The following is a 25798-nucleotide window of genomic DNA, read 5'->3' on the forward strand; positions in this document are numbered from 1 at the left end:
TATCGCGTTGGTGGGTGCGGAGCTTGCTCCGCACGGCCCCACCGCCGCCCCGACGGAATTCCGTCGCACCCCTCTGCCCCGCCTTCGGCACACCCCTTGCATATCCCGGTGAAGCAACCCTCAGGAGCTTCACCCCGTGGCCGCAGCCGCTGACAAAACCAAGAAGACCGCCGAGAAGGACAAGGCCGCCAAGCCGCGCAGTCCGATCCTGATCACCGCGCTGGTGGCCGTACTGGCCGCCGCTGCCGCCGGTGGCGGCGTCTGGTTCTTCACCCAGTCCAAGCACGAAGACAAGGCCGCGCAGGCCCCGAAGAAGACCACGACCCCGGCACCGGCCCAGTATTTCGCGCTGGACCCGGCCTTCGTGGTCAACCTCAACGGCCCGGTCGACGGCCCGCGCTACCTGCAGCTGGAAGTGCAGCTGATGACCCGCGACCCGGCCGCGCTGGAAGCGATCAAGACCCATGCACCCGCCATCCGCGCACGCCTGCTGATGCTGTTCTCGCAGGTCAGCCCGGACCAGATCGCCGATGTCGCCGGCAAGCAGAAGCTGCAGGCTGCGTCGCTGGCCGAAGTGCAGAAAGTGCTCAAGGCCGAGACCGGCAGCAATGGTGCCGACGACCTGCTGTTCACCAGCTTCGTGACTCAGTAAGGGCCCACCGATGAATGATCTGTTGTCCCAGGACGAGATCGATGCCCTGCTCCACGGCGTGGACAGTGGCGCGGTCGAAACCGATCCGGAACCGCCGTCAGGCGAAGCGCGCTCGTACGACTTCGCCAGCCAGGACCGCATCATCCGCGGTCGCATGCCAACCCTGGAAATGGTCCACGAGCGTTTCGCGCGCCTGTGGCGGATCGGCCTGTTCAACCTGATCCGCCGCTCGGCCGAGCTGTCGGTGCGCGGCATCGAGCTGATCAAGTTCAACGACTACATGCACTCGCTGTATGTGCCGACCAACCTGAACCTGATCCGCTTCAAGCCGCTGCGCGGTACCGGCCTGATCGTGTTCGAGCCGACCCTGGTGTTCGCCATCGTCGACAACTTCTTCGGTGGCGACGGGCGCTACCCCACCCGCATCGAAGGCCGCGAGTTCACCGCCACCGAAATGCGGGTGATCCACCTGCTGCTGAAGCAGACCTTCGCCGACCTGCGCGAGGCCTGGGCACCGGTGATGGACGTCGACTTCGAGTACATCAACTCGGAGATCAACCCGCACTTCGCCAACATCGTGACGCCGCGCGAATACGTGGTGGTGTGCCGCCTGCACGTCGAACTCGATGGCGGCGGTGGCGACATCCACGTCACCCTGCCGTATTCGATGCTGGAGCCGATCCGCGAGCTGCTCGACGCAGGCATCCAGAGCGACCGCAACGACCGCGACGAGAGCTGGGGCAAGACCCTGCGTGAACAGCTCAACATCGCCGAAGTCACCCTGTCCAGCGTACTGGCCAGCAAGCGCATGACCCTGCGTGACCTGACCCAGCTGAAGGTCGGCGACATCCTGCCGATCGAGCTGAGCCCGCAGGTGCCGGTGTGCGTGGAGAACATCCCGGTGTTCACCGGCGAGTTCGGCATCGCCAACGGCATGAACGCCGTGAAGATCACCGCTACCCATCCGCCGGGCACCCGCCCGCGCGTACCCGTCATCCAGGAAGACCCGCAATGAACGATATCGACGCCCTCGAACCCACTCCGGCCCAGTTCAGCAGCCTGCAGGCCGATGAGGCGAACGGCCCGGACCTGAACCTGGACGTGATCCTCGACGTACCGGTGACGCTGTCGCTGGAAGTCGGTCGCGCGCGCCTGCCGATCCGCAACCTGCTGCAGCTCAACCAGGGTTCGGTGGTGGAACTGGAACGTGGTGCCGGCGAGTCGCTGGATGTGTTCGTCAACGGCACCCTGATCGCCCATGGCGAAGTGGTGGTGATCAATGACCGCTTCGGCGTGCGCCTGACCGATGTGGTCAGCCCGAGCGAGCGGATCCGGAGACTGCGTTGAGCCTGCTGGCCTCCACCCTGCTGGCGGTCGGCAAGACCGCCGCTCCGGCCGGCCCGCAGATCGGCCAGCACGCAGCCGCCGCACCGAGCCTGTTCGGCGCGGTGCTGGCGCTGCTGGCAGTGCTGGCGCTGGTCATCGGCCTCGGCTGGCTGCTCAAGCGCCTGCCCGGCAGTGGTTTCCGCCCGGCCGAAGGCATGAAGGTGGTGGCCAGCCTGAGTGTCGGCGCCAAGGAGCGCGTGGTGGTGGTCGATGTCAACGGCCAGCAGCTGCTGCTGGGCGTCACCGCCGGCGGCATCAACACCCTGCACACCCTGCCCGAACCGCTGCCGCCGCCCGCGCCCGTGCGCGTGCCGGACTTCAAGAATCTTCCGACTTTCGCCCAGCTGCTGCAGCAGCGGCTGCGCAAGGACCCCTGACATGCGTGTCACCCGTACCCGTCTTGCCACCCTGATGCCGTGGCTGCTGATGCTCGCCCTGTGCCTGTTGCCGGCACTGGCCTTCGCTGCACCCGGCGCACCGACCACGCCACTGCCGGACATCAACGTCGGCAAGATCGGAGGTGCGCCGGTCAGCCTGCCGCTGCAGACCCTGCTGCTGATGACGGCGATCACCCTGATCCCGTCGATGTTGCTGGTGCTGACCTCGTTCACCCGCATCATCATCGTGCTGGGCCTGCTGCGCCAGGCGCTGGGTACCGGGCAGACGCCGTCCAACCAGGTGCTGCTGGGCCTGGCGCTGTTCCTCACCGCGATGGTGATGATGCCGACCTGGGACAAGGCCTGGAGCACCGGCATGGCGCCGTACCTCAACGGCGAGATCGACTTCCAGACCGCCTGGACGCTGACCACCACGCCGTTGCGCGGCTTCATGCTGGCGCAGATCCGGGAGACCGACCTGATGACCTTCGCCGGCATCGCCGGGCACGGCACCTACGCCAGCCCCGACGCGATCCCGTTCCCGGTACTGGTCGCATCTTTCGTCACCAGCGAACTGAAAACCGCTTTCGAGATCGGCTTCCTGATCTTCATCCCGTTCGTGATCATCGACCTGGTCGTGGCCAGCGTGCTGATGTCGATGGGCATGATGATGCTGTCGCCGATGCTGGTGTCGGCACCGTTCAAGATCCTGCTGTTCGTGCTGGTGGATGGCTGGGTGCTGACCGTGGGTACGTTGGCGGCGAGCTTCAATCCGGCGTGATTGAGAGGCAGTCGGGCATGGCTCGGCTCTACAGAAGCACAGTCGAGCGCGGCTCGACTCCACACAAGCAGATGGACCCCGAATGTCTCCCGAACTTGCCTTGACCGAACTGCGTGGCGGCCTGATCACCGTGTTGTGGGTGGCCGGCCCGCTGCTGCTCACCGTGCTGGTGGTGGGCGTGGTGGTGGGCGTGGTGCAGGCCGCGACCCAGCTCAACGAACCGACCATCGCCTTCGTTGCCAAGGCGGCGGCACTGACCGCGGTGCTGTTCGCGCTGGGCAGCCTGCTGATCGGCCACCTGGTTGAATTCACCACGCTGCTGTTCCAGCGCATTCCACACCTGATCGGCTAGGACACGCGCCTCGATGGACGCCGCCACCCAGATGGCTGCCGACGGCCTGCAGGCCTTCGGCATGATCGGCACCGTGCTGTGGACCATGCTGCGCATCGGCGCGGTGGCCATGGCCATGCCCATGGTCGGCACCCGCGCGGTGCCGGCACGGATCCGCGTGATCCTGGCCGGTACCCTTGCCATCGCGCTGGCGCCGCTGCTGCCGCCGGTTCCGGACTGGACCGGCTTCGATGCTGCCACCGTACTGACCATCGCCCGCGAGCTGGCCATCGGCGTGTCCATCGGCTTCCTGCTGCGGCTGGTGTTCGAGGCCGGCGCGATGGCCGGCGAACTGATCGCCCAGGGCACCGGCCTGGCCTTCGCGCAGATGAGCGACCCGCTTCGTGGTGGCACCTCCGGCGTGATCGGGCAGTGGTTCTACCTGCTGTTCGGCCTGCTGTTCTTCACCGCCAACGGCCATCTGGCGCTGATCTCGCTGGTGGTGGACAGCTACCGGGCGCTGCCGATCGGCGCCCCGCTGCCGGACCCGCACGCCTTCTTCAGCATCGCTCCGACCTTCCTGCTGACCGTGCTGCGCGGCGCACTGACCCTGGCTATTCCACTGACCGTGGCGATGCTGGCGGTGAACCTGGCCTTCGGCGTGCTGGCGCGTGCTGCCCCGGCACTGAATCCGATCCAGCTGGGCCTGCCGGTCTCACTGCTGCTGGGCCTGTTCCTGCTGGCCCTGCTGGCCGGGGAAATGGGCCCGCCGGTACAGCGCCTGTTCGATGCCGCCTTCCAGGCTGCGGACGCGGTCACACACTGACCCGATCATCACGTTTTACTGCTTGCCCTTCCCCCGGGTCTGCGCGCTAGAGTGAATGCGCGGCAACCGGGGGGATGCCGCACGTGGCCGCCGCCCTGCGTCGGCCTGCCTCATGCATGCCCCACCGTGGTTTCCGTCGACAGGCAGGTCCGGGAGACTGACGAATGCTGGTAGGCACGTACAACCCGTGGCTGGTGGCGATCTCGTTGCTGGTTGCCGTGATGGCGTCATACACCGCGCTGGCGATGGCCGGGCGCACGGTCACCGCACCCGGCAAGGGCGCGGCCTGGTGGTGGCGCCTCGGTGGTGGCTTCGCCATGGGCCTGGGCATCTGGTCGATGCACTTCATCGGCATGCTCGCCTTCGACCTGCCCATTCCGCTCGGCTACGACCTGCCGATCACCCTGCTCTCCCTGGCCCTGGCCATCGCCTCATCGGTGTTCGCGCTGTGGCTGGTTTCGCTGCGCACCCTGCCGCACCCACGCCTGGCCGGCGGGGCATTGCTGATGGGTACCGGCATTGCCGGCATGCACTACGTCGGCATGGCGGCGATGCGCATGCAACCCGGCATCGACTATGACCCGGGCTGGCTGCTGTTCTCGCTGATCGTGGCGGTCGCCGCCTCATGGACTGCGTTGTATGTGGCATTCCGCCTGCGCGCGCAGCGCACCCGTGTCGGCGACCGGCTGGCAGCCGCTGGCCTGCTCGGGCTGGCCATCGTTGGCATGCACTACACCGGCATGGCCGCCGCACGCTTTCCGGAAGGCAGCATCTGCGGCGCGGCGGTCGGCGATGGCCTGCAGAACGAGTGGCTGGCGATGCTGGTAGTGGTGCTGACGGTCGCGATCCTCGCGGTGGTGCTGGTGGTGTCCTGGCTGGACCAGCGGGTGGAGGCGCAGCTGCTACGACTGCGCAATTCCATGCTGAGCACTTCGTTGACCGATGCGCAGCAGGAACTGACCCAGGCCGCGTTGCATGATCCGCTCACCCGCCTGCCCAACCGCCTGCTGTTGCAGCGCCGCATCGTGCAGGCACTGGCCGAGGCCGAACAGGGCGGCAGCCGCTTCGCGGTGATGTTCATGGACCTGGACGGTTTCAAGCAGGTCAACGACGCCTATGGCCACCAGGCGGGTGACGCACTGCTGGTGGCGGTGGCCGAGCGCACCCGCCAGCTGCTGCGCCCGCATGACATGCTGGCGCGCCTGGGCGGCGATGAGTTCGTGCTGGTGGTGCGCATCGAGCACGATGAGGATCTGCCAACCCTCGCCCGGCGCATCCTGCAGGCGGTCGGCAGTGGGCCGCTGCTGCCGGACAACGAACTGCAGGTAACCGCCAGCATCGGTGTGGCGATCTGCCCCGACCATGCCGCCAGCGAGCGGCAGCTGATGGCCTTTGCCGACGCGGCGATGTACCAGGCCAAGGAATCCGGGCGCAACGCCTTCGTGCTGTTCGCCGACTGGATGAATGACAGCGCCGAACAACAGTTCCGGCTGCTGGCCGACCTGCGCCGGGCCATCGGCAGCGAGCAGTTGTTCCTGCACTACCAGCCCAAGATCCGCGTGGCCACGCAGAAGGTGGCCGGTGCCGAAGCGTTGATCCGCTGGCACCATCCGGAGCATGGCCTGATTCCGCCCGATCGGTTCATCCGCCTGGCCGAGCGCAGCGGCGCGATCAACGAGATCGGGCGCTGGGCGCTGGACCAGGCCTGCCTGCAGCTGCGGCGCTGGCACGATGCCGGTCACGAAGGCTGGTCGATGTCGGTGAACCTGTCGCCGGTGCAGTTCAGTTCGCCGCACCTGCTGCAGGATGTGCGCGCGGTGATCGAACGCCACAACCTCGCCCCGCGCCACCTGGTGCTGGAAATCACCGAAAGCACGGTGATGCGCGATACCGACACCAGCCTGCGCCTGCTGCAGGCGCTGTCGGCGCTGGGCGTAGGCATCTCCATCGATGACTTCGGCACCGGCTATTCCAGCCTGCTGTACCTGAAGCGGCTGCCAGCCACCGAGATCAAGATCGACCATGCGTTCGTGCGCGACCTGGAACACAGTGCAGAGGACGTGGTGATCGTCTCGGCGATCGTGGCGCTGGGCCATGCGCTGGACATGGACATCGTCGCCGAGGGCGTGGAGACCGCCGCCCAGCGCGCCTACCTGGAGCGCCTGGGCTGCGACTACCTGCAGGGCTACCTGCTGGGACGGCCGGTCGATGCGGCGCGCTTCATGCAGCTGCACGACCTGCCCCGGCCGCGGGTGGAACTGGCGCAGAGCCCACCGCCCAGCGACAACGCGCCCCGGTAGCGCCGAGCCTGCGCTCGGCTCCCGCCGGGCACGGCCCGGCGCTACCATTGGTTGGCCTTCGGTAGATCCACGCCACGCGTGGATGCGCCGTTCCACCCTCATCCCAGGAAGCGCCCGTGGCCCTACGCACCCCCCTTGCTGGCCTGTTGCTGGCCCTTGCTGTTGGCCACGCTGCTGCCGCTGATCTGCCGTGGTCATTACCAGCCGATGCTTCCCCGGCCCAGGTCGACGCCGCCCTGCAGGTCCTCGGCAAGGGCGTGTTGAAGTCGCCCGACCTGACCGATGCACAGCGCGGCCACGCGCTGCTGGCGATGGGCCAGACCGCCGAAGCGCGGCAATCGATCCAGCGGGTACGCGCATCGCTGGCAAGCGACGGCGACACCGCGGCGATGCAGCGCTGGCTGCCGATGCTGCTGCTTGCCACCGCCGGCGAGCGGGACAACGCCGCTTATGTGCGTGCCTTCCACAGCACCTTCGTCGCCCTCGACGACGTTGCCGCAGTGCAGGCCGGTGCCGCACTCTCGGTTGAGCCAGCCCCGGTGCGCGCCCAGCTGAAGCAGGCCGTCGCGGCACAGGCGGGGGCGACGACCATTGCCGAGGCCGTCGCTTTGGAACTGCTGCGCCTGCGGGCGGTACTGCGTGCGCAGACCCTGGCCGCTGCCCTGGCCCCTCCGCTGGTCGCGGCGGAAGAGCAGCGCCGCTTCGCCATCGACGACGCATTGCGCATCCCCGTTGGCGATGGCGTCGTGCTGTCGGCGCAGCTGGCCCGCCCTCGCGCCGCATCGGCGCCCCTGCCTGCGGCCATGCTGTTCACCATCTACACCGATCCACCCAAGAACCGGCAGAAGATGCTGCTGGCCGCCGCGCATGGCTACGCCGGCATCGTGGTCGATGCGCGCGGCAAGGGCCAGGGCAGCGGCACCATCGCCCCCTACGAGCATGACGGCGCGGACGCCAACGCGGCCATCGACTGGATCAGCCGCCAGCCATGGAGCGATGGCCGGGTGGCCATGTATGGCGGCAGCTACGAGGGCTTTACTGCCTGGGCGGCGGCGCGCCATCACCATCCCGCATTGAAGACCATCGTGCCCTACGTTGCCGCCATCCCCGGCCAGGGCCTGCCGATGGAGAACAACGTGTTCCTGAGTGCCAACTACGGTTGGGCGTTCTATGTGGCCAATGGCCCGATGCTGGACAACGACACCTACAACCAGAACGAACGCTGGTCACAGCTGCCCCGCCGCTGGTATGCCTCCGGCCGCCCTTACCGGCAGATCGACCAGATCGACGGCACGCCCAACCCCTGGCTGCAGCGCTGGCTCGATCACCCGACGTACGACGCCTACTGGCAGTCGATGGTTCCCTATGGCGACCAGTTCGACGACATCCGCATCCCGGTGCTGACCATCACCGGGTACTACGACGACGGCCAGATCTCGGCACTGCAGTACTTCAAGGACCACCTGCGGCACCGCCCCGATGCCGACCATGCCCTGCTGATTGGCCCCTATGACCATCGCGGTGCGCAGTCGGCGCTCAAGCCGATGCAGCTGCGTGGATACGACCTGGACGCCGTCGCGCAGTTCGACACGCCCGCACTGACCTTCCAGTGGCTGGACCATGTGCTGCGCGGCGCCCCTCGCCCGGCGCTGGTGCCCGACCGCGTAAACTACCAGCTGATGGGCGCCAACCGCTGGGGGCATGCGGCAACACTGGACGCCGCCGCAGGTGCCCACCGCCGCTACCACCTGTCGGCCGCACCCGCTTCGCCCGATGGCTACCACCGCCTGCAGGAACAGCCGGCAGCGCCGGGCCAGCTGGGGCAGACCGTGGACATGGCCGACCGCAACGAAATGCGGCACGGCTACTACCCGTTCCCGATCATCGCGGCGCAGGACGAAAGGGATACCGCGCTGTCCTTTGCCACCGATCCCTTTGCCGGTCCGATGGATCTGGTGGGCAGCTTCTCCGGCGACCTGAAGGTACGGATCAACAAGCGCGACTTCGACTTCACCGTCACCGTGTACGAGCTGCTCGCCGATGGACGCCGGATGCAGCTGTCCTATTACATGGGCCGGGCCAGCCACGTGCGTGACCCGAGCACGCGCCAGTTACTGCAGCCCGGCCAATGGACCCACCTGCCCTTCGATCGCACGCGCATGGTCGCCCGCCGCCTGGCTGCCGGCAGCCGCCTGCTGGTGAAGGTGGATGTGCTGAAGGACGCCATGCACCAGGTCAACCACGGCAGCGGCCGCGATGTCAGCGACGAATCGGCCGCCGCTGCGGGCGCCCCCCTGCAGGTGGAGTGGCACAGCGACAGTGTTCTGACGATTCCCCTGCACCCTGCCAGCGACTCCCTACAGTAGATCCATACCATGCGTGGATAGGCAACGGCCCATCACGGAACACTTCTTGCACGCACCCCGGCATCCCCTGCCGCAGTGCCCGTGATGTCCGAGAACGAATCCGCCGGCGAAAAGACCGAACAACCTACCGAAAAACGCCTGCGCGACGCCCGTGAACAAGGCAACCTGCCGCGCTCGCGCGAACTCGGCACCGCCGCCGTGTTCGGTGCCGGCGTGCTGGCAGTGATGGCCATGAGCGGCTCGATCGGCCGTGGCGCCACGGCCTGGATGAAGCAGGCGCTCAGCCCGGAACAGGGCCTGCGGCAGAACCCGAAGGAACTGTTCGGCCACTTCGGCGACCTGCTGCTGCAGTTCATGCTGGTGATCGCGCCGCTGGTGCTGGTCTGCCTGCTGGCCAGTTTCGTCGCACCGCTGGTGATGGGCGGCCTGCGCTGGTCGCAGAAGGCGTTGCTGCCCGACATCAACCGCATGAACCCGATGAGCGGGCTCAAGCGCCTGTATGGGCCCGAGGCCATCGCCGAGTTCACCAAGTCGCTGCTGCGCGTGGCCTTCGTCGGCGTCGCCGCCGGACTGGTGGTGTGGACCGGCTTTGACACCCTGCGCGGGCTGATCCACCACCCGCTGGAGACTGCCATCACCGACGGCCTCGGCTTCACCCTGCGCCTGCTGCTGGCCACCGCCGGCGCGATGCTGGTGCTGGCCGCCATCGACGCGCCGTACCAGCGCTGGAACTGGATGCGCAAGCTGAAGATGACCCGTGAAGAACTGCGCCGGGAAATGAAGGAAAGCGAAGGCAGCCCCGAGGTCAAGGGCCGCATCCGCCAGCTGCAGCAGCAGATGGCCAATCGCCGGATGATGGAAGCAGTGCCCACGGCCGACGTGGTGGTGGTCAATCCCACCCACTACGCGGTGGCGTTGAAGTACGAGGGAGGCGCTATGAACGCCCCAACCGTGGTCGCGCTGGGCGTGGACGAGACCGCCCTGCGCATCCGTGAAGTGGCCGACGGCAACAAGGTGGCGATCGTCTCCGCCCCGCCTTTGGCACGCGCCTTGTATCGGGAAGGCCAACTCGGAAAGGAAATCCCCGTGAGACTGTATTCGGCCGTCGCCCAGGTCCTGTCCTACGTCTACCAGCTGCGCGCCTGGCGCACTGGCCCGATGCCGGACGCCCCGCACATCCAGGTGGATGAATTCGGCAAGGGAGGCCGCCCGTGAGCGCCCAGCCCTCCACCGGTTTCAACACCCGCCGCGCCCTGGAAATGATCCGCCAGGGCCTTGGCGCGCCGCTGATCGTGCTGGCCCTGCTGGCCATGGTCGTGGTGCCGCTGGCCGCGCCGGTGCTCGATGCGCTGTTCACCTTCAACATCGCCATCTCGCTGATGGTGCTGCTGGCGGTGGTCTACGTGAAGCGCCCGCTGGACTTCACCATCTTCCCGATCGTGCTGCTGATCACCACCATGCTGCGGCTGGCGCTGAACGTGGCCTCCACCCGCGTCATCCTGCTGAACGGCCAGAACGGCCACGACGCCGCGGGCAAGGTCATCGCCGCCTTCGGCGAATTCGTGATCGGCGGCAACTACGCGGTGGGCATCGTGGTGTTCGCGATTCTCACCATCATCAACTTCGTGGTGATCACCAAGGGCGCCGGCCGCGTCTCGGAAGTGACCGCGCGCTTCATCCTCGACGCGATGCCCGGCAAGCAGATGGCGATCGACGCCGACCTCAACGCCGGTTTGCTGACGCGTGAAGAAGCCAAGCTGCGCCGCGAGGAAGTCCGCGAGGAAGCCGACTTCTACGGCGCGATGGACGGTGCCAGCAAGTTCATCCGCGGTGATGCCATCGCCGGCATCCTGATCCTGTTCATCAACATGCTCGGCGGCCTGGCCGTGGGCGTGCTGCAGCATGGCATGCCGTTCGGCGACGCGGCAGCTACCTACACCCTGCTGTCGATCGGTGACGGCCTGGTGGCGCAGCTGCCGGCCCTGCTGGTCTCCAGCGCCGTGGCGATGCTGGTCACCCGCGCCTCGCGCTCGCAGGACATGGCCCAGGCGATGACCGGCCAGGTGTTCGGCCAGTACCGCGCGCTGGCGATCACCGCCGGCATCATCGGCGTGGTCGGCCTGGTGCCGGGCATGCCCAACGTCGCTTTCCTGACGCTGGCCGCGATCCTCGGCTTCATCGCCTGGAAGGTCTACCGCAAGGGCAAGGCCGCAGCCACCGACCCGGCAGCCGCCGGCAATGAGGCGGCCGCACTCAACGCACTCGGCCGCCCGGCGGCACCTGCGCCGACCGCCGAACTGAGCTGGGACGAACTGCGCCCGGTCGATCCGCTGGGCCTGGAGGTCGGCTACCGGCTGATCCCGCTGGTGGACAGCAACCAGGGCGGCGAACTGATGGCGCGCATCAAGGGCGTGCGCCGCAAGCTGACCCAGGACGTCGGCTTCCTGATCCCGTCGGTGCATATCCGCGACAACCTGGAACTGCCCGCCAACGGCTACCGCGTGCTGGTGCACGGCGTGCCGGTGGCCACCGCCGAGATCCACCCCGACCGCGAACTGGCGCTGGACCCGGGCAGCGCGCTGGGCACCCTGGAGGGCATTGCCGGCAAGGATCCCGCGTTCGGCCTGGATGCCACCTGGATCCAGCCGCACCAGCGTGCCCAGGCTGAAACGCTGGGCTACACCGTGGTCGACCCGGCCACCGTGGTGGCCACCCACCTCTCGCACCTGATCCGCGAACATGCGCCGGAACTGCTCGGCCACGAGGAAGTGCAGCACCTGCTGGCCAACCTGGCCAAGAGCGCGCCCAAGCTCGTCGAAGATCTGACGCCGAAGGCGCTGCCGCTGTCGGCGGTGGTGCGCGTGCTGCAGAACCTGCTGGTCGAGCGCATCCCGATCCGCCAGCTGCGCAAGATCGCCGAGGCGCTGGTCGAACACGCGCCCAGCAGCCAGGACCCGGCGGTGCTGACCGCCGCCGTGCGCACCGCGCTGGGCCGCTTCATCGTGCAGGAGATCGCCGGAATGTCGGCGGAGCTGCCGGTGTTCACCCTCAACCCGCAATTGGAACGTGTCTTGCAGGAGTCCACGCAGGGCAACGGCGCCGCGCTGGAACCCGGACTCGCAGAGCGACTGCACCAGAGCCTGGCCGAATGTGTCAGCAAGCAGGAAGCGCGAAACGAGCCGGCGGTCGTGCTGGTACCGGGCCCGGTGCGCGCCGCGCTGGCGCGCCTGGTCCGCCACAGCGTTCCGTCGTTGTCGGTCCTGGCCTACAGCGAGGTGCCGGAGGACAAGCGCCTGAAGCTGGTCGGAACGATCAGCTGACGCCGCCCACCGATGCGCCAGAAAACAGACACCACCTTCGAACCAACGCAACAGACAGATACCAAGGGGAACCCGCACCGTGCAGACCACCGACCACCCGAGTTCTCCGACCGCCACCCCGCCGTCTTCGTCCCGTGACCACAGCATGAAAATCAAACGATTCGTCGCCGCCGACATGCGCTCGGCCATGAACCTGGTGCGCAAGGAACATGGTCCTGACGCCGTGATCCTGTCCAACCGCCGGATCGAGGAAGGCGTCGAGATCGTCGCCGCGGCCAACTACGACGAGAGCGCCGTGCAGCGTGCACTGGAAGCCTCGCGCCGGGATGTCGCACCGCCGCCGGCACCCAAGCCGCGCACCGCTGCTGACGCGGTGATCGCCGCGGTCACCCGCCGCCGCAGCAGCACCCCGGCGCCGGAACCGGTCGCCGCCACCACCTCGGCCGTGGCCGCCCTCGCCCGTGCGGCCGTTGGGGCCACCGGCCGTACCCTGGACAGCGCCGACGAGATCGTGCCGACCCGTGGCAGCACTGGCTTCGCCGCCACCCTGGCGCGCGCCGCCGTCAACGAACCGGCGCTGCCCGAACAGAGCTTCGCCCCGTTCGCCGAGGCCATCGTTGCACCGGCCGCCACCGTGCCGGCCAACCGCGCCCGCTTCCAGATCGACCCGCCGCGCGACATGCATCACGAAAGCGTGGCCCCGGCCGTGCAGCCGCCGCCGCTGCCGACCGCTGCCGTGACCGAAGCGCAGCTCGGGATCGCCGCCAGCGAACCGGCAGCGGCCGAAGCCGCCGGCGAAGCCAGCCCGGCCCCCATGCTGGCCCCGGCACCGACGCTGACCGTGGTTGCCCAGGACGACGCCGAGATCCGCCAGCTGCGCCAGGAAGTGGCCGGCATGCGCCAGGTGATCGAGCGCGAGATGAACCGCTTCACCGACGAGCGCCTGCGTGGCAGCCCGGTGCGCGCCACCGCGCTGGACCTGATGGACGAGTACGGTTTCGACGCCGGGCTGGCCCGCGACGTGGCCATGCAGATCCCGCTGGAGACCGAAGCCCATCGTGGCCGCGGCCTGATGCTGGGGCTGATCTCGCGCAAGCTGCCGATCGCCCCGGTCGACCCGCTGGAAGAAGGCGGCGTGATCGCCCTGGTCGGCCCGACCGGCGCCGGCAAGACCACCACCATCGCCAAGCTGGCCTCGCGCTTCGCCGAGAAGCATGCGCCGCGCGATGTGGCCCTGGTCACCACCGACACCACCCGCATCGGCGCCCGCGAGCAGCTGTACGGCTACGGCCGCCAGCTCGGCATCGCGGTGCACGAGGCCAACAGCGGCACCGACCTGGACCAGCTGCTGGAACGCCTGAAGGACTACAAGCTGGTGCTGATCGACACCGCCGGCCTGGGCCCGCGCGACCGCGCGCTGGCCGCGCAGCTGCAGTGGCTGCGCGCCGCCCGCCAGGTACGCACCCTGCTGGTGCTGCCGGCCAACACCAGCTTCGGCGACATGGACGAGGTGGTCCGCCGCTTCGGCGCCGCCAACCTGCAGGGCCTGGTGTTGAGCAAGCTGGACGAGACCGGCCGCTTCGGCAACGCCCTGTCAGTGGCCGTGGACCACGCCCTGCCGATCACCTGGGTGACCGATGGCCAGGACGTTCCGGAGGACCTGCACCGGGCCAGTGCGGCCAATCTCGTACTTCGCCTTGAAGATTTGCGCCGCGCGGCCGATATGCCCTGCAACCCGGAGTTGAACCATGCCGTCGCGTGAGTACGCCAAGCTGACCAAGACCTTCCCGCTGTCGGCCACCCGCAGCGAGCCGCTCGGCCCTGTGCGCACCATTGCCGTCACTGGCGGCAAGGGCGGCGTGGGCAAGACGAATGTGTCCGCCAACCTGGCGGTGGCACTGGCCGGCATGGGCAAGCGCACGCTGCTGCTGGACGCCGACCTGGGCCTGGCCAACATCGACGTGATCCTGGGGCTGAACCCGACCTTCACGCTGGCCGACCTGGTCGCCGGCCGCTGCTCGCTGGACGACGTCATCGTCGAAGGCCCGAACGGCGTGCTGGTGGTGCCGGCCGCGTCCGGCCGCCGGCACATGGCCGAGCTGGCCCCGGCCGAGCACGTCGGCCTGGTCAACGTGTTCTCCGAGCTGGAACGCGAACTGGACATCATGGTGGTGGACACCGCCGCAGGCATCACCGACGGCGTGCTGACCTTCTGCCAGGCCGCGCAGGACACCGTGGTGGTGGTCTGTGACGAGCCGGCCTCGATCACCGACGCCTACGCGCTGATCAAGGTGCTGTCGCGAGAACGCGGCGTGGACCGCATCCAGGTAGTGGCCAACATGGTGCGCGACCCCAACGAGGGCCGCGTGCTGTACGAAAAGCTGACCCGCGTCTGCGAGAAGTTCCTCGCCGATGTCTCGCTGAACTACCTGGGCTGCGTGCCGCAGGACGACTGGCTGCGCCTGTCGGTGCAGCGCCAGCAGCCGGTGGTGAAGGCCTACCCGTCCAGCCCGGCCGCGCTGGCGATCACCGAGATCGCGCGTCGAACCGCACGCTGGCAGGCGCCGACCGAACCACGCGGCGGCGTCGAGTTCTTCCTCGAGCGCATCCTCAAGCAGCGCGGGGTGGCCGCATGAAAGGCGCAGCCCAGTACAGGGAAGTCCAGCGCTCGGCGGCCAACGAGGTCATCGCCCAGCATTCGGACCTGGTGCGGCGCATCGCCCACCACCTGGCCGCGCGGTTGCCGGCCAGCGTTGAAGTGGACGACCTGATCCAGGCCGGCATGATGGGCCTGATCGAAGCGTCGCGCAGCTACGACGCCGACCAGGGCGCCTCGTTCGAGACCTATGCCTCGATCCGCATCCGCGGTTCGATGATCGACGAGATCCGCCGTGGCGACTGGGTGCCGCGCTCCGTGCACCGCCGTGCACGCGATGCCGCCGCCACCATCCGCCGCCTGGAACAGAGCAGCGGCCGCGCCGCCAGCGCCACCGAAGTGGCCGCCGCGATGGAGATGCCGCTGCCCGAATACCTGCGGTTGATGGAAGACGCCGCACGTGGCCAGGTGCTGAGCCTGGAGTCGCGCATCGAGGACCAGGGCGAGCTGGACACCGTCGCCCAGGGCGGCCCGACCCCGCAGCAGGTGCTGGAGCGTGGTGAGTTCGGCCGCGAGCTGGGCAAGGCCATCGGCCACCTGCCCGAGCGCGAACAGCTGGTGCTCTCGCTCTACTACGAGCAGGAACTGAACCTGAAGGAGATCGGCGCGGTGCTCGGCGTGAGCGAGTCGCGGGTCTGCCAGATCCACGGCCAGGCGGTGCTGCGCCTGCGTGGCCGGCTCAAGATTTTCGAGGCGGCGGACGCCGGCCTGGAAGAATGAACATGCCCGAGGCGGCTGCCCCCGGCCGCCCGGAATGAACAACAAAGGAACTCTGCTTTGAACAAGAACATGCGCATCCTGATCGTCGATGACTTCTCGACCATGCGTCGGATCGTCAAGAACCTGCTGGGCGATCTGGGCTTCACCAATACCGCCGAAGCCGAGGACGGGCATGCCGCGCTGTCGCTGCTGCAGAGCCAGCCGTTCGATTTCGTGGTCACCGACTGGAACATGCCGGTGATGACCGGCATCGAGCTGCTGAAGGCGATCCGTGCCGATGCCAAGCTGAAGACCCTGCCAGTTCTGATGGTCACCGCCGAAGCCAAGCGCGAACAGATCATCGAAGCCGCCCAGAACGGCGTGAACGGCTACATCATCAAGCCGTTCACTGCGCAGACGCTGGAAGAGAAGCTCGGCAAGATCTTCGAACGCCTGGCGGCCAGCGCCTGATGGATACCACGGTCGACAAGAGCGCCCTCGCCCTGCGCCTGCAGGAAGCCCTGGACGCACTCGAGTCCGGTGACGAGGCCGCCTGGCGGCAGCGCATCGACGGACTGGTCGCGCTGCGTACGCAGCCGATGATGAGCGGCCTCTCGCGGCTGGCCCGCGAGCTGGGGCAGGCACTGGGTGAGCTGCCGACCGTGCCCAGCGAGGCCGGTGAGCTGGACGACGCCTGCGCACGCCTGGACCACGTGGTGGCCATGACCGAACAGGCCACGCACCGCACCCTGGACCTGGCCGAGGAATGCCGCAGCCTGACCGAACAGCTGCGTGCTGAAGGCCTGCAGCCGGGCCAGGACGCGCAGCTCGAGCGCATCCGCCACAACCTGACCGAGATCGCCCTGACCCAGAGCTACCAGGACCTGACCGGGCAGATCATCCGTCGCGTGGTCGGCATCGTCCGCCGCGTGCACGAGGGCTTCGGCGCACTCGGCCTGCCGCCGGAACAGCATCGCACCGACCCGGAACTGGCCGGGCCGGCACTGAAGGGACTGGACCGCCACGCGGTCTCGCAGAACGACGCCGACGACCTGTTGTCGGATCTGGGGCTGTAAGCATGAGCGCGGTATCCGACGACATCACTGCCGATTTCATCATCGAGGCACAGGAAATCCTGGATCGCCTGGGCGAACAGCTGGTGTCGCTGGAGCAGGCACCGCAGGACACCGAGCAGCTCAACGCGGTGTTCCGTGGATACCACACGCTCAAGGGCGGTGCCGGCTTCCTTGGCGTCACGGCGATGGTCGAGCTGTGCCACGCCGCTGAAGAGGCCCTGGGCATCGCGCGTGCCGGGCAGGCGGTGCTGCAGGCCCACCACTTCGACGCCGCCCAGCAATCGCTGGACTACCTGCAGTCGATGCTGGACGCCGTGTCCTCCGGCACCGAGCCGGGTTATGCGCCGCCGGACCTGATCGCGCAGTTCGACATGAACGGTGGCACTGCCGCGCCGGTCGCTGCGGCCGCCCCTGCGGCAGCCGCCAGCGACCTGATCACCGACGACGAATTCGAGGCCCTGCTGGACCAGCTGCATGGCGGCAACGCACCGACCGCGGTCGCGCCAGCGAAGAAGGCTGACGACGGACTGATCAGCGAAGACGAATTCGAAGCCCTGCTCGACCAGCTGCACGGTGGCGCCGCACCGGGCGCCAAGCCCGCTGCGGTAGTGGCGCCAGCGCCGACCGCCGCCCCGCGCCCGGCGGCCGCACCGGCACCGGCGGCCAAGCCGGCCGCCAAGCCGCTGGCCGAAGCCGAACACACCGTGCGCGTGGACACCAAGCGCCTGGATGCGATCGTCAACCTGATCGGCGAACTGGTGCTTTCCCGCAACCGCCTGAAGACCCTGCGTGCACGCCTGCGCGACGAAGAGCTGGACCGCGCCGTATCGACGCTGGACATCGCCACTGCCCGCCTGCAGTCGGCGGTGATGCGTACCCGTATGCAGCCGGTGGGCAAGGTGTTCTCGCGCTTCCCCAAGGTCGCCCGCGACGTCGCCCGCTCGCTGAAGAAGGAAGTGGACCTGGAGCTGGTCGGCGCCGAGACCGAACTCGACCGCAACCTGGTCGAAGCACTGGCCGATCCGCTGGTGCACCTGGTCCGCAACGCCATCGACCATGGCGTGGAAATGCCCGACCTGCGCGAAGCACAAGGCAAGCCGCGGATGGGCCATGTACGCCTGTCAGCGCAGCAGGAAGGCGACTACGTCAGCATCGAGGTGCAGGACGATGGCGCCGGCATCGACCCGGAGAAGCTGCGCGCGAAGGCGCGTGAGAAAGGCCTGATCGATCCGGAAGCCGCTGCCCGCCTGAGCAGCGAGGAGTGCCTGCACCTGGTGTTCCTGCCGGGCTTCTCGACCAAGCAGCAGGTCACCGACATCTCCGGCCGTGGCGTCGGCATGGACGTGGTGCAGTCGCGCATCCGCGAACTGAGCGGCCAGATCCAGATCCAGTCGGAACTGGGTCGTGGCAGCCGCTTCCTGATCCGCGTGCCGCTCACCCTCGCGATCCTGCCGACCCTGCTGGTGCAGGCCGGCGAGGACGTCTACGCGCTACCGCTGGCACGCGTGATGGAAGTGCTGCACGCGCCGCGCACCTCGCTGGGCTGGTTCGATGGCCGCGCCGTGCTTGATCGCCGCTCGCACACCCTGCCGCTGGTCGACCTGCGCCAGTGGCTGGATGTGACGCCGGCCGCGTCAACCCTGCTGACCATCGTGGTGCTGCAGGCCGGCGAAGCGCGCTTCGGCCTGGTCGTGGACCAGGTGCGCGGGCGCGAGGAAGTGGTCATCAAGCCACTGCCAAAAGCCCTGCGCGGCCCGCGCGGTTATGCCGGTGCAACGTTGATCGGCGATGGTCGCATGGCACTGATCCTGGACGTGGACGGCATACGCTGAACGCCGCCGGGCATGGCCCGGCGACCCGAAAACTGTGACTACCGTCTGTACGCATTCTCCCGGTGTCTCAAGTCCCATTCATACAAGCCGATACCGGAACCATGGATAGACTCAGCCTCATTGGACTCTTTCTCGCCCTGGCCTCGCTGGTCGGTGGCAGCATCCTCAAGGGCGCCGGCCTGGCGTCGTTGTGGTCGCCTGCGGCGTTCGTGATCGTCATCGTCGGTACCGTTGCCGCGATCCTGCTTCACACCTCGCCGGCGGTGTTCAAGCATGCGTTCAAGATCGTGCGCTGGGTCGTGCGCCCGCCGCACAGCGATCGCCGCGAACTGATCCAGCAGATCGTCGAGTGGAGCAACATCGCCCGCCGCCAGGGCCTGCTGGGCCTGGAATCGCAGGTGGAAGCGCAGCAGGACCCGTTCCTGCGCAAGGGCCTGCAGCTGCTGGTGGACGGCGTTGAACCCGAATCGATGCGTCACATGCTGGAGATCGAACTGGGCAGCCAGGAGCACCAGGACCAGGCCGGCGCCAAGGTCTTCGAAGCGATGGGCATCTACGCGCCCACGCTCGGCATCATCGGTGCCGTGCTCGGCCTGATCGCGGTGATGAAGAACCTGGCCGACCCGAGCAAACTCGGCCACGGCATCGCCGCCGCGTTCACCGCCACCATCTACGGCATCGCCTCGGCCAATCTGCTGTTCCTGCCGATCGCCGCCAAGCTCAAGAGCGTGATCTCGCACAACACCCGCGACCGCGAAATGGTCATTGAAGGCCTGATTTCGATCGCCCAGGGCGAGAACCCGCGCAACATCGAAACCAACCTCTCCGGCTTCCTGCACTGACATGGCGCGCCGCAAGCACCACGAAGAGCACGCCAACCATGAAGCATGGGCGATCCCCTATGCCGACCTGATGACGTTGCTGCTCGCCTTCTTCGTGGTCATGTACGCGATCTCCTCGGTCAACGAGGGCAAGTACCGGATCATGGCCGACGCGCTCACCGATGCCTTCGGCGGCGCACCGCGCACCATCAATCCGGTGCAGGTGGGTAACAAGCAGGTGCAGGGTGGCGGCTGGGACAGCCCCTCGGTGATCAAGTCCGGCACCAAGATCGGCCCCTCCGCGCCCGCGCCGTCGCACGACCCGACCCTGCTGCCGTCGATGGCCTCGCAGATGCGCATGCCGGTCTCCGTGCACAACCAGGAACAGATCGCCCGTGCCGAGCGCCAGCTCAACAGCATCGCCGACCGCCTCACCGCCGCACTGGCGCCGCTGATCGACCGCGGCATGATCAGCGTGCGCCGCACCGAGTTGTGGATCGAAGTGGAGATCAACAGCGACATCCTGTTCCCCACCGGCTCGGCCGCGCTGGACGTGCATGCACGGCAGACGCTGGCCAGCCTGGCCGAGGTGCTGCGCGACGTGCCCAACAGCGTGCGCGTGGAAGGCCATACCGACAACGTGCCGATCGCCACCGCCACCTTCCCTTCGAACTGGGAACTGTCGGCCGGACGCGCCGCCAGCGTGGTGCACCTGTTCGCCGACCAGGGCGTGCAGCCATCACGGCTGGCGATGGTTGGCTATGGCCAGTTCCGTCCGCGCGAAGAGAACGACAGCGCGCAGGGGCGCAACCGCAACCGCCGGGTGATGGTCATCATCCTGGCCGACACCTCGCATTCGGTGGATCCGCTTGGCCAGCGCCTCAACGCGGCCACCGGCGCCGTCGACGACAACACCACCGAACAGGCCGCCGCAACTCCGGCTACCGCCCCCACCTCCCCCATCGCACCGGTGAAGTTGCCGCCGGTGCCGGCTGGCAGCCGCGTCGGCGCCGCCGTTCCCCCGGCAATGAAGGAGTAAACCGATGCGCATCTGGGCAGTCGCCAACCAGAAGGGCGGAGTCGGCAAGACCACCACCACCCTCGCCCTCGGCCGCGGCCTGGCCGCGCTTGGCCATCGCGTGCTGCTGATCGACCTCGATCCGCATGCCTCGCTCAGCCGCGCCTTCGGCGTGCCGGTGGATCCGCCACCGGCGGGCGTGCTGGAACTGTTCGGCGCCCCGCCGGCCGATCTTTCCAGCCTGTGCCATGCCAGCAGCATCCACGGCCTGGACTACGTCTGCGCGCAGTCGGCGCTGGCCACGCTGGAGCGCCGCAGCGCCAACCAGCCCGGCCTCGGCCTGGCCCTGCAGAACGCACTGGCGCGTCACCAGGGCCAGCACGACTACATCCTGCTGGACTGTGCCCCCACCCTTGGCCTGTTGATGATCAACGCGCTGGCCGCTGCCGACCGCCTGATCATTCCCACCCAGGCCGAGCCGCTGGCCCTGCATGGCCTGGACGGCATGGTCCGCACCGGCGAGATGGTCGAGCGCTCGCGCCGCCGCCCGCTGCCGATCTCGATCCTGCCGACCCTGTTCGACCGCCGCACCCGCGCCGGCAATGAGTCGCTGCGCACGATGCAGGATCGCCATGGCACCCGCGTGTGGGAAGACGCCATTCCGATCGACACCCGCATCAGCAATGCCGCAGGCCTGACCCTGCCCAGCGTTGGTGAAGACTACCCGGGCCGCGGCCTGGCCGCCTATCGCCGCGCACTGAACTGGATCCTCGGTGAGGATGCCCGTGCCCTGGAGCAGGCCGCATGAACAGCACCGGCGTACTGGACGACTACCTGGACGAACTGCTGGGCGAAGCGATCCCCCCGGCGGCCGTCGTGCTGCCAACGCCGGACAGCGCCGCCCCGGCTCCGGACAGCACATCGGAACCGGAACGCGAGCCGACCTGGGATGACCTGCCGGCCGAGGTGATCTACGAAACCGACACCGTCGCCGCGGGGCCTGCCGTGGACAACGCCGCGCTCGAAGCCGCCTTCGAGGCGGCCACAACGGCCGAGCGCGAGCCCACCTGGGACGATCTGCCCGCTGAAGTGATCTATGAGACGGACGCTGTTGCCGTTGCCCCGGCACAGGACGAGGCAGCACTGGAAGCCGCCTTCGAGGCCGCCGCAATGCCGGTCGCCGCTCCCGAGCGCGAACCGACCTGGGATGACCTGCCTGACGAGGTGATCCACGAGACGACCCCGGCCAAGGCCGGCCCGGAGCCCACCTGGGACGACCTGCCCGACGAAGTGATCTACGAGACCGACGCGGCCGACAGCCATCAGCTCGCCCACACTGACAGCCCCGGTCTGCAGGCTGCGTTCGAAGCCGCTGCGGGTGGCGAGGATGTCCCCACGCCGCCACCGGCCGTGGTTGCGCCCCCGGCACCGCGCCCTGCACCCGCGCCCGCCCCGGCCGCGCGTGCTGCCGCCGCGCCGCCGCCCCGCGTTGCCCTGGATGCCCCGGCCACCAACCGTCCCGGTACCTGGCAGGAGCTGCAGGCGCAGGCGCACCAGCCCGCCAGCAGCCCGCACCCGCAGAACCGCCGCGCCGGCGAGCGCACCTCGCGCTGGCTGCGCCTGCGCTGCGGGACCCAGGCCTATGCGCTGGAACTGTTGAAAGTGCAGGAAGTGGTGTTGCCGGTGCCACTGCTGCCGTTGCGCGGCACGGCACCGGCGATGCTCGGGATCATGAACCTGCGTGGCCAGGTGGTGCCGGTGATGGACCTCGGCCTGCACCTCGGCGCCGCAGCAGCAGAAGACGATGCCCAGACCCGCATCGTGGTGCTGGAAGAAGACGGCGAGACCATCGGCCTGCGCGTGTCGGCAGTGGAAGATGTCGCCAACCTCACCGATTCACAGATCGAACCCCCGGATACCGCCCGCATCTGCCAGATCTCCAATGATCTGTTCCGCGGCGTCGCCCGGGTCAGCCAGCGCCCGATGATCCTGCTGGACGCCACACGGCTGTTGAGTTGATCTGGAAAAAAGGGGACGGAGGGGATTAAGTCGCAAGTGGCTCGGCGCTTTGCGCCGACGCGGTGCCTGTCGGGGACACAAGGAGTTGATCCGTTGGATCAACACCTTACGTCCCTACTGCGCGGTCGCCGTTGCCGAGGGGCTGCAGTAGAGCCAGGTCGCTTGCGACTTGATCCCCTCCGTCCCCTTTTCAGCTGCGACCGCGTCGACGCACCGCGTCGATTCCTCTAAAGAACCCCGCCGGGGTGCCGTTATGGATCACGGAACCGTTTGTCCGGAGCAACGATGAGCACTGTCGAACTGGGTGAGGATCTCGGCATCGAGAGCAGCACCGAGCTCAAGAACCGCCTCGCCCCGCTGGTGGCGCAGGCAGGCGAGCTGACCTTGGATGCAAGCCAGGTCGCCCGCATCCACACGGCCGCCGTGCAGGTGCTGTGTGCATTCGTGCAGGCCCGCCGCGAGGCAGGCCTGGGCACCGGCTTCCACGGTTGCACCGCAACCTTCCGTGACGCCGCGCGCCTGCTGGGCGTCACCCAGGCCCTGGGCCTGGACGTAACCCATGACAACCTGAAATCTGTGGAGAACGCTGCATGAGCGCACGTATCTTGGTGGTGGACGATTCGGCGTCGATGCGCCAGATGGTTTCCTTCGCCCTCACCTCGGCCGGTTTTGCCGTCGAAGAAGCCGAAGACGGCGCGGTCGCGCTGGGTCGCGCCAAGGGCCAGCGCTTCAACGCGGTGGTCACCGACGTCAACATGCCGAACATGGACGGCATCGCGCTGATCCGCGAACTGCGCCAGCTGCCGGACTACAAGTTCACCCCGCTGCTGATGCTGACCACCGAATCGGCCGCCGACAAGAAGTCCGAAGGCAAGGCCGCCGGTGCCACCGGCTGGCTGGTCAAGCCGTTCAATCCGGAACAGCTGGTCGCCACCGTGCAGAAAGTGCTGGGCTGATCGCCCCGCACCGCTCCCCTTCTTCGCTTCCGGACCACCACTGCCATGAGCATGGACCTGCAACGCTTCCACGCCACCTTCTTCGAGGAGAGCCGCGAAGGCCTCGACGCGATGGAGGCTGGCCTGCTGGCCCTGGAATCGGGGCAGCAGGACGCGGAGATCATCAATTCGGTGTTCCGCGCCGCCCACTCGATCAAGGGCGGCGCCGGCACCTTCGGCTTCGATGCCATCGCCGGCCTGACCCACGTGCTGGAAACGCTGCTCGATGAGCTGCGTGCCGGCAAGCGGGCCCTGGAAGGCCATGCCGTCGATGCCATGCTGTCCTCGGTGGATGTACTGCGCGCCCTGCTGCGCGAAGCCGAACATGGCCAGGCCGCAGACCCCGCGGCGGTCGCCGCAGTGAAGGCGCGCCTCGAAGCCGTTCTCTCCGGCCAGGCCGCACCGAGCGCGCCGGCCGCTGCCGCAGCCAAGGTGGACGATACGCCGGAAGCCTGGCAGATCGGGTTCACCCCGGCGCCGTCGCTGTTCATGAGCGGCAACGACCCGTTGCGCATCATCCGCGAACTGGAACACCTCGGCTCGCTGCAGGTGGCCGCGCGCATGGAACGCCTGCCGGGCTTCGCCCAGCTCGACCCGCTCGAGGCCCACCTGGCGTGGGACCTGGGCCTGGTCGGCAAGGTGCCGCGCAGCAAGATCGAAGACACCTTCGCCTGGGTACTGGACGACTGCGAGCTGGACATCCGTCCGGCAGCGCCGCCGAGCCTGGCAACCCAGGCGCCCGTTGCTGCATCCCCTTCCACACCTGCTGCCGTCGTGCCGGCAGCGCCTGCTGCGCCTGCCGCCGGCGGTGCTGCCACCCAGGAAGCCGAAACGTCGATCCGCGTCAGCGTCGACAAGGTCGATGCGCTGATCAACCTGGTCGGCGAACTGGTCATCACCCAGGCCATGCTCAAGCAGGTCTCGCACGCGCTGGACCCGGTCCACGCCGAGAGCCTGTTCGCCGGCCTGGACCAGCTGGAACGCAACACCCGCGACCTGCAGGAAGCGGTGATCGGCGTCCGCATGCTGCCGGTCGACGCGGTGTTCCGCCGCTTCCCACGCCTGGTCCGCGACCTGTCCAGCCGCCTCGGCAAGCAGGTGCGCCTGCGCACCGTCGGCGAGGGCACCGAGCTGGACAAGGGGCTGATCGAGAAGATCGCCGATCCACTGGTGCACCTGGTGCGCAACTCGATCGACCACGGCCTGGAAATGCCCGACGTGCGTCGCGGCGCGGGCAAGGACGAAACCGGCACGATCACCCTGGCCGCTTCGCACCAGGGCGGCCATATCGTCATTGAAGTGAGCGACGACGGCCGCGGCCTGGATCGCGCCAAGATCCTGGCCAAGGCCACCGAACGCGGCCTGGCCGTACCGGACAACCCGACCGATTCGCAGGTCTGGGACCTGATCTTCCAGCCAGGCTTCTCCACTGCCGATGCGGTCACCGACCTGTCCGGGCGTGGCGTCGGCATGGACGTGGTTCGCCGCAACATCCAGGCACTGGGCGGCGAGGTCCAGATCGAAAGCAGCCTGGGTACTGGCACCCGCACGCTGATCCGCCTGCCGCTGACCCTGGCCATCCTCGACGGCATGACCGTGGCGGTTGCCGGCGAAACCCTGATCCTGCCGCTGGCCTATGTGCTTGAGGCGTTGCAGCCGCAGGCCGAGGACATCCGCAGCATGGCCGGCGAAGGCCGCGTGCTGCGCGTACGTGGCGAGTACCTGCCGATCCTCTCGCTGAGCGAGTACTACGGCTACGGCAACCGTGCGCCGGGCAGTGAATCGCTGGTGGTCGTGGTCGAAGGCGATGGCCAGAAGATCGCACTGGAAGTGGACGAACTGGTTGGCCAGCAACAGGTGGTGGTGAAGAACATCGAGAACAACTACCGCCGTATCGGCGGGGTGTCCGGTGCCACCATCCTTGGCGACGGCCGCGTCGCGTTGATCGTCGACATCGGCGGACTGGTGCGCTCGTTGCGGATGCCGCAGGCCGCCTGATCCACGCTGCATGCGTGTACTGGACCGCCGCCCTTCGGGGCGGCGGTTTTTGTTTGTGCGCGCTCTGCCAAGGGGGTCGGATCCCTTTCCGCAGGAAAGAGCTCTGACCCCATCCCTTCTGTGAACTCCGTCGCCATGATGGTTGCGGGCGCAGCTACTTCATCCAAGCGAAAGCACGCCGCTGCAACGCTTTCGCGCTGTCATCCCTACGCAACCGAATGTGATCTGCGTCCATAAAGTCCACGCGGACGGCGCCGTTATTTCGCAATGACGGTCGTCACCGAACCCCACCGGGCACCCCCGTTCGCTCTGCAACCACCCCCGAACCGGCGCACAGACGCCGGC

24 protein-coding genes are annotated in these 25798 nt (G+C 68.0%); all 24 read left to right on the plus strand.

Features of this window, described 5'->3' with window-relative positions:
• Positions 1-136 precede the first annotated feature (136 nt).
• The 24 genes from JLDANKMP_RS21595 (at position 137) to JLDANKMP_RS21710 (ending at position 25453) form a co-directional block, all read left to right on the plus strand.
• On the plus strand, positions 137-652 hold the full coding sequence (locus JLDANKMP_RS21595) for a flagellar basal body-associated FliL family protein (RefSeq protein WP_012480107.1): 516 nt from the start codon (positions 137-139) through the stop codon (positions 650-652).
• Between the two features lie 10 nt (positions 653-662).
• Positions 663-1667: a flagellar motor switch protein FliM gene (gene fliM / locus JLDANKMP_RS21600; RefSeq protein WP_005409544.1), complete on the plus strand. Its 1005-nt coding sequence runs from the start codon at positions 663-665 to the stop codon at positions 1665-1667.
• Complete coding sequence (gene fliN / locus JLDANKMP_RS21605) at positions 1664-1999, plus strand: flagellar motor switch protein FliN (RefSeq protein ID WP_005409543.1); 336 nt, start codon at positions 1664-1666, stop codon at positions 1997-1999. Before fliM ends, fliN begins: the two co-directional genes overlap by 4 nt.
• Positions 1996-2415: a flagellar biosynthetic protein FliO gene (fliO, locus tag JLDANKMP_RS21610; RefSeq protein WP_212562076.1), complete on the plus strand. Its 420-nt coding sequence runs from the start codon at positions 1996-1998 to the stop codon at positions 2413-2415. The genes fliN and fliO overlap by 4 nt, the downstream gene beginning before the upstream one ends.
• 1 nt (position 2416) lies before the next feature.
• The gene (gene fliP, locus JLDANKMP_RS21615) at positions 2417-3196 is read left to right on the plus strand and encodes a flagellar type III secretion system pore protein FliP (protein ID WP_005409541.1); all 780 of its coding nucleotides are present in this window, start codon (positions 2417-2419) and stop codon (positions 3194-3196) included.
• 82 nt (positions 3197-3278) lie between these two features.
• A complete protein-coding gene (locus JLDANKMP_RS21620) occupies positions 3279-3548 on the plus strand; it encodes a flagellar biosynthetic protein FliQ (RefSeq protein ID WP_005413254.1) in 270 nt (89 codons plus the stop codon).
• A gap of 13 nt (positions 3549-3561) precedes the next feature.
• Entirely contained in the window at positions 3562-4353 is a 792-nt protein-coding gene (fliR, locus tag JLDANKMP_RS21625) for a flagellar biosynthetic protein FliR (protein ID WP_005409539.1), read from the plus strand.
• A 164-nt stretch (positions 4354-4517) separates the two neighbouring features.
• Entirely contained in the window at positions 4518-6653 is a 2136-nt protein-coding gene (locus JLDANKMP_RS21630) for a bifunctional diguanylate cyclase/phosphodiesterase (protein ID WP_212562077.1), read from the plus strand.
• Between the two features lie 116 nt (positions 6654-6769).
• Complete coding sequence (locus JLDANKMP_RS21635) at positions 6770-9019, plus strand: CocE/NonD family hydrolase (RefSeq protein WP_212562078.1); 2250 nt, start codon at positions 6770-6772, stop codon at positions 9017-9019.
• A gap of 84 nt (positions 9020-9103) precedes the next feature.
• On the plus strand, positions 9104-10234 hold the full coding sequence (gene flhB, locus JLDANKMP_RS21640) for a flagellar biosynthesis protein FlhB (protein ID WP_212562079.1): 1131 nt from the start codon (positions 9104-9106) through the stop codon (positions 10232-10234).
• Positions 10235-10278: 44 nt separating this feature from the next.
• A complete protein-coding gene (gene flhA, locus JLDANKMP_RS21645) occupies positions 10279-12339 on the plus strand; it encodes a flagellar biosynthesis protein FlhA (protein ID WP_212562105.1) in 2061 nt (686 codons plus the stop codon).
• Positions 12340-12484: 145 nt separating this feature from the next.
• Positions 12485-14101, plus strand: coding sequence for a flagellar biosynthesis protein FlhF (gene flhF / locus JLDANKMP_RS21650; RefSeq protein WP_058980013.1), 1617 nt, complete (start codon positions 12485-12487; stop codon positions 14099-14101).
• Positions 14088-14975, plus strand: a complete 888-nt coding sequence (locus JLDANKMP_RS21655) for a P-loop NTPase (protein WP_005409532.1) — start codon at positions 14088-14090, stop codon at positions 14973-14975. The genes flhF and JLDANKMP_RS21655 overlap by 14 nt, the downstream gene beginning before the upstream one ends.
• Positions 14972-15715, plus strand: a complete 744-nt coding sequence (locus JLDANKMP_RS21660; protein WP_005413248.1) for an RNA polymerase sigma factor FliA — start codon at positions 14972-14974, stop codon at positions 15713-15715. Before JLDANKMP_RS21655 ends, JLDANKMP_RS21660 begins: the two co-directional genes overlap by 4 nt.
• A 57-nt stretch (positions 15716-15772) precedes the next feature.
• On the plus strand, positions 15773-16165 hold the full coding sequence (cheY, locus tag JLDANKMP_RS21665; protein ID WP_005413247.1) for a chemotaxis response regulator CheY: 393 nt from the start codon (positions 15773-15775) through the stop codon (positions 16163-16165).
• Positions 16165-16770, plus strand: coding sequence for a protein phosphatase CheZ (locus tag JLDANKMP_RS21670; RefSeq protein WP_010482455.1), 606 nt, complete (start codon positions 16165-16167; stop codon positions 16768-16770). The genes cheY and JLDANKMP_RS21670 overlap by 1 nt, the downstream gene beginning before the upstream one ends.
• A gap of 2 nt (positions 16771-16772) precedes the next feature.
• On the plus strand, positions 16773-18602 hold the full coding sequence (locus JLDANKMP_RS21675; RefSeq protein WP_212562080.1) for a chemotaxis protein CheA: 1830 nt from the start codon (positions 16773-16775) through the stop codon (positions 18600-18602).
• 101 nt (positions 18603-18703) lie between these two features.
• The gene (locus tag JLDANKMP_RS21680; protein ID WP_005409527.1) at positions 18704-19444 is read left to right on the plus strand and encodes a flagellar motor protein; all 741 of its coding nucleotides are present in this window, start codon (positions 18704-18706) and stop codon (positions 19442-19444) included.
• Position 19445: 1 nt separating this feature from the next.
• Entirely contained in the window at positions 19446-20462 is a 1017-nt protein-coding gene (gene motD / locus JLDANKMP_RS21685; protein ID WP_012480097.1) for a flagellar motor protein MotD, read from the plus strand.
• Between the two features lie 4 nt (positions 20463-20466).
• Entirely contained in the window at positions 20467-21249 is a 783-nt protein-coding gene (locus JLDANKMP_RS21690) for a ParA family protein (RefSeq protein WP_005413243.1), read from the plus strand.
• Positions 21246-22460 (plus strand): chemotaxis protein CheW, encoded by a 1215-nt coding sequence (locus tag JLDANKMP_RS21695; RefSeq protein ID WP_212562081.1) that lies wholly within the window; start codon positions 21246-21248, stop codon positions 22458-22460. Before JLDANKMP_RS21690 ends, JLDANKMP_RS21695 begins: the two co-directional genes overlap by 4 nt.
• A gap of 285 nt (positions 22461-22745) precedes the next feature.
• Positions 22746-23054 (plus strand): STAS domain-containing protein, encoded by a 309-nt coding sequence (locus JLDANKMP_RS21700; RefSeq protein ID WP_005409522.1) that lies wholly within the window; start codon positions 22746-22748, stop codon positions 23052-23054.
• On the plus strand, positions 23051-23416 hold the full coding sequence (locus JLDANKMP_RS21705; protein ID WP_005409521.1) for a response regulator: 366 nt from the start codon (positions 23051-23053) through the stop codon (positions 23414-23416). The genes JLDANKMP_RS21700 and JLDANKMP_RS21705 overlap by 4 nt, the downstream gene beginning before the upstream one ends.
• Positions 23417-23461: 45 nt before the next feature.
• Positions 23462-25453 (plus strand): chemotaxis protein CheA, encoded by a 1992-nt coding sequence (locus JLDANKMP_RS21710; RefSeq protein WP_005409520.1) that lies wholly within the window; start codon positions 23462-23464, stop codon positions 25451-25453.
• The last annotated feature ends 345 nt before the right edge of the window (positions 25454-25798 follow it).

This window comes from Stenotrophomonas sp. PE591 (genome assembly GCF_018320795.1).
Lineage (GTDB): Bacteria > Pseudomonadota > Gammaproteobacteria > Xanthomonadales > Xanthomonadaceae > Stenotrophomonas > Stenotrophomonas maltophilia.

What these genes read in the sequence shown, in the direction of transcription:
- motD (WP_012480097.1), top strand. Translation starts at nt 19,446, where the DNA reads ATGGCGCGCCGCAAGCACCACGAAGAGCACGCCAACCATGAAGCATGG.
- JLDANKMP_RS21690 (WP_005413243.1), top strand. Translation starts at nt 20,467, where the DNA reads ATGCGCATCTGGGCAGTCGCCAACCAGAAGGGCGGAGTCGGCAAGACC.
- JLDANKMP_RS21675 (WP_212562080.1), top strand. Translation starts at nt 16,773, where the DNA reads ATGAGCGCGGTATCCGACGACATCACTGCCGATTTCATCATCGAGGCA.
- JLDANKMP_RS21680 (WP_005409527.1), top strand. Translation starts at nt 18,704, where the DNA reads ATGGATAGACTCAGCCTCATTGGACTCTTTCTCGCCCTGGCCTCGCTG.
- JLDANKMP_RS21655 (WP_005409532.1), top strand. Translation starts at nt 14,088, where the DNA reads ATGCCGTCGCGTGAGTACGCCAAGCTGACCAAGACCTTCCCGCTGTCG.
- fliN (WP_005409543.1), top strand. Translation starts at nt 1,664, where the DNA reads ATGAACGATATCGACGCCCTCGAACCCACTCCGGCCCAGTTCAGCAGC.
- JLDANKMP_RS21695 (WP_212562081.1), top strand. Translation starts at nt 21,246, where the DNA reads ATGAACAGCACCGGCGTACTGGACGACTACCTGGACGAACTGCTGGGC.
- JLDANKMP_RS21700 (WP_005409522.1), top strand. Translation starts at nt 22,746, where the DNA reads ATGAGCACTGTCGAACTGGGTGAGGATCTCGGCATCGAGAGCAGCACC.
- flhF (WP_058980013.1), top strand. Translation starts at nt 12,485, where the DNA reads ATGAAAATCAAACGATTCGTCGCCGCCGACATGCGCTCGGCCATGAAC.
- JLDANKMP_RS21660 (WP_005413248.1), top strand. Translation starts at nt 14,972, where the DNA reads ATGAAAGGCGCAGCCCAGTACAGGGAAGTCCAGCGCTCGGCGGCCAAC.
- JLDANKMP_RS21705 (WP_005409521.1), top strand. Translation starts at nt 23,051, where the DNA reads ATGAGCGCACGTATCTTGGTGGTGGACGATTCGGCGTCGATGCGCCAG.
- flhA (WP_212562105.1), top strand. Translation starts at nt 10,279, where the DNA reads ATGATCCGCCAGGGCCTTGGCGCGCCGCTGATCGTGCTGGCCCTGCTG.
- fliP (WP_005409541.1), top strand. Translation starts at nt 2,417, where the DNA reads ATGCGTGTCACCCGTACCCGTCTTGCCACCCTGATGCCGTGGCTGCTG.
- fliM (WP_005409544.1), top strand. Translation starts at nt 663, where the DNA reads ATGAATGATCTGTTGTCCCAGGACGAGATCGATGCCCTGCTCCACGGC.
- JLDANKMP_RS21620 (WP_005413254.1), top strand. Translation starts at nt 3,279, where the DNA reads ATGTCTCCCGAACTTGCCTTGACCGAACTGCGTGGCGGCCTGATCACC.
- flhB (WP_212562079.1), top strand. Translation starts at nt 9,104, where the DNA reads ATGTCCGAGAACGAATCCGCCGGCGAAAAGACCGAACAACCTACCGAA.
- JLDANKMP_RS21670 (WP_010482455.1), top strand. Translation starts at nt 16,165, where the DNA reads ATGGATACCACGGTCGACAAGAGCGCCCTCGCCCTGCGCCTGCAGGAA.
- fliR (WP_005409539.1), top strand. Translation starts at nt 3,562, where the DNA reads ATGGACGCCGCCACCCAGATGGCTGCCGACGGCCTGCAGGCCTTCGGC.
- JLDANKMP_RS21630 (WP_212562077.1), top strand. Translation starts at nt 4,518, where the DNA reads ATGCTGGTAGGCACGTACAACCCGTGGCTGGTGGCGATCTCGTTGCTG.
- JLDANKMP_RS21710 (WP_005409520.1), top strand. Translation starts at nt 23,462, where the DNA reads ATGAGCATGGACCTGCAACGCTTCCACGCCACCTTCTTCGAGGAGAGC.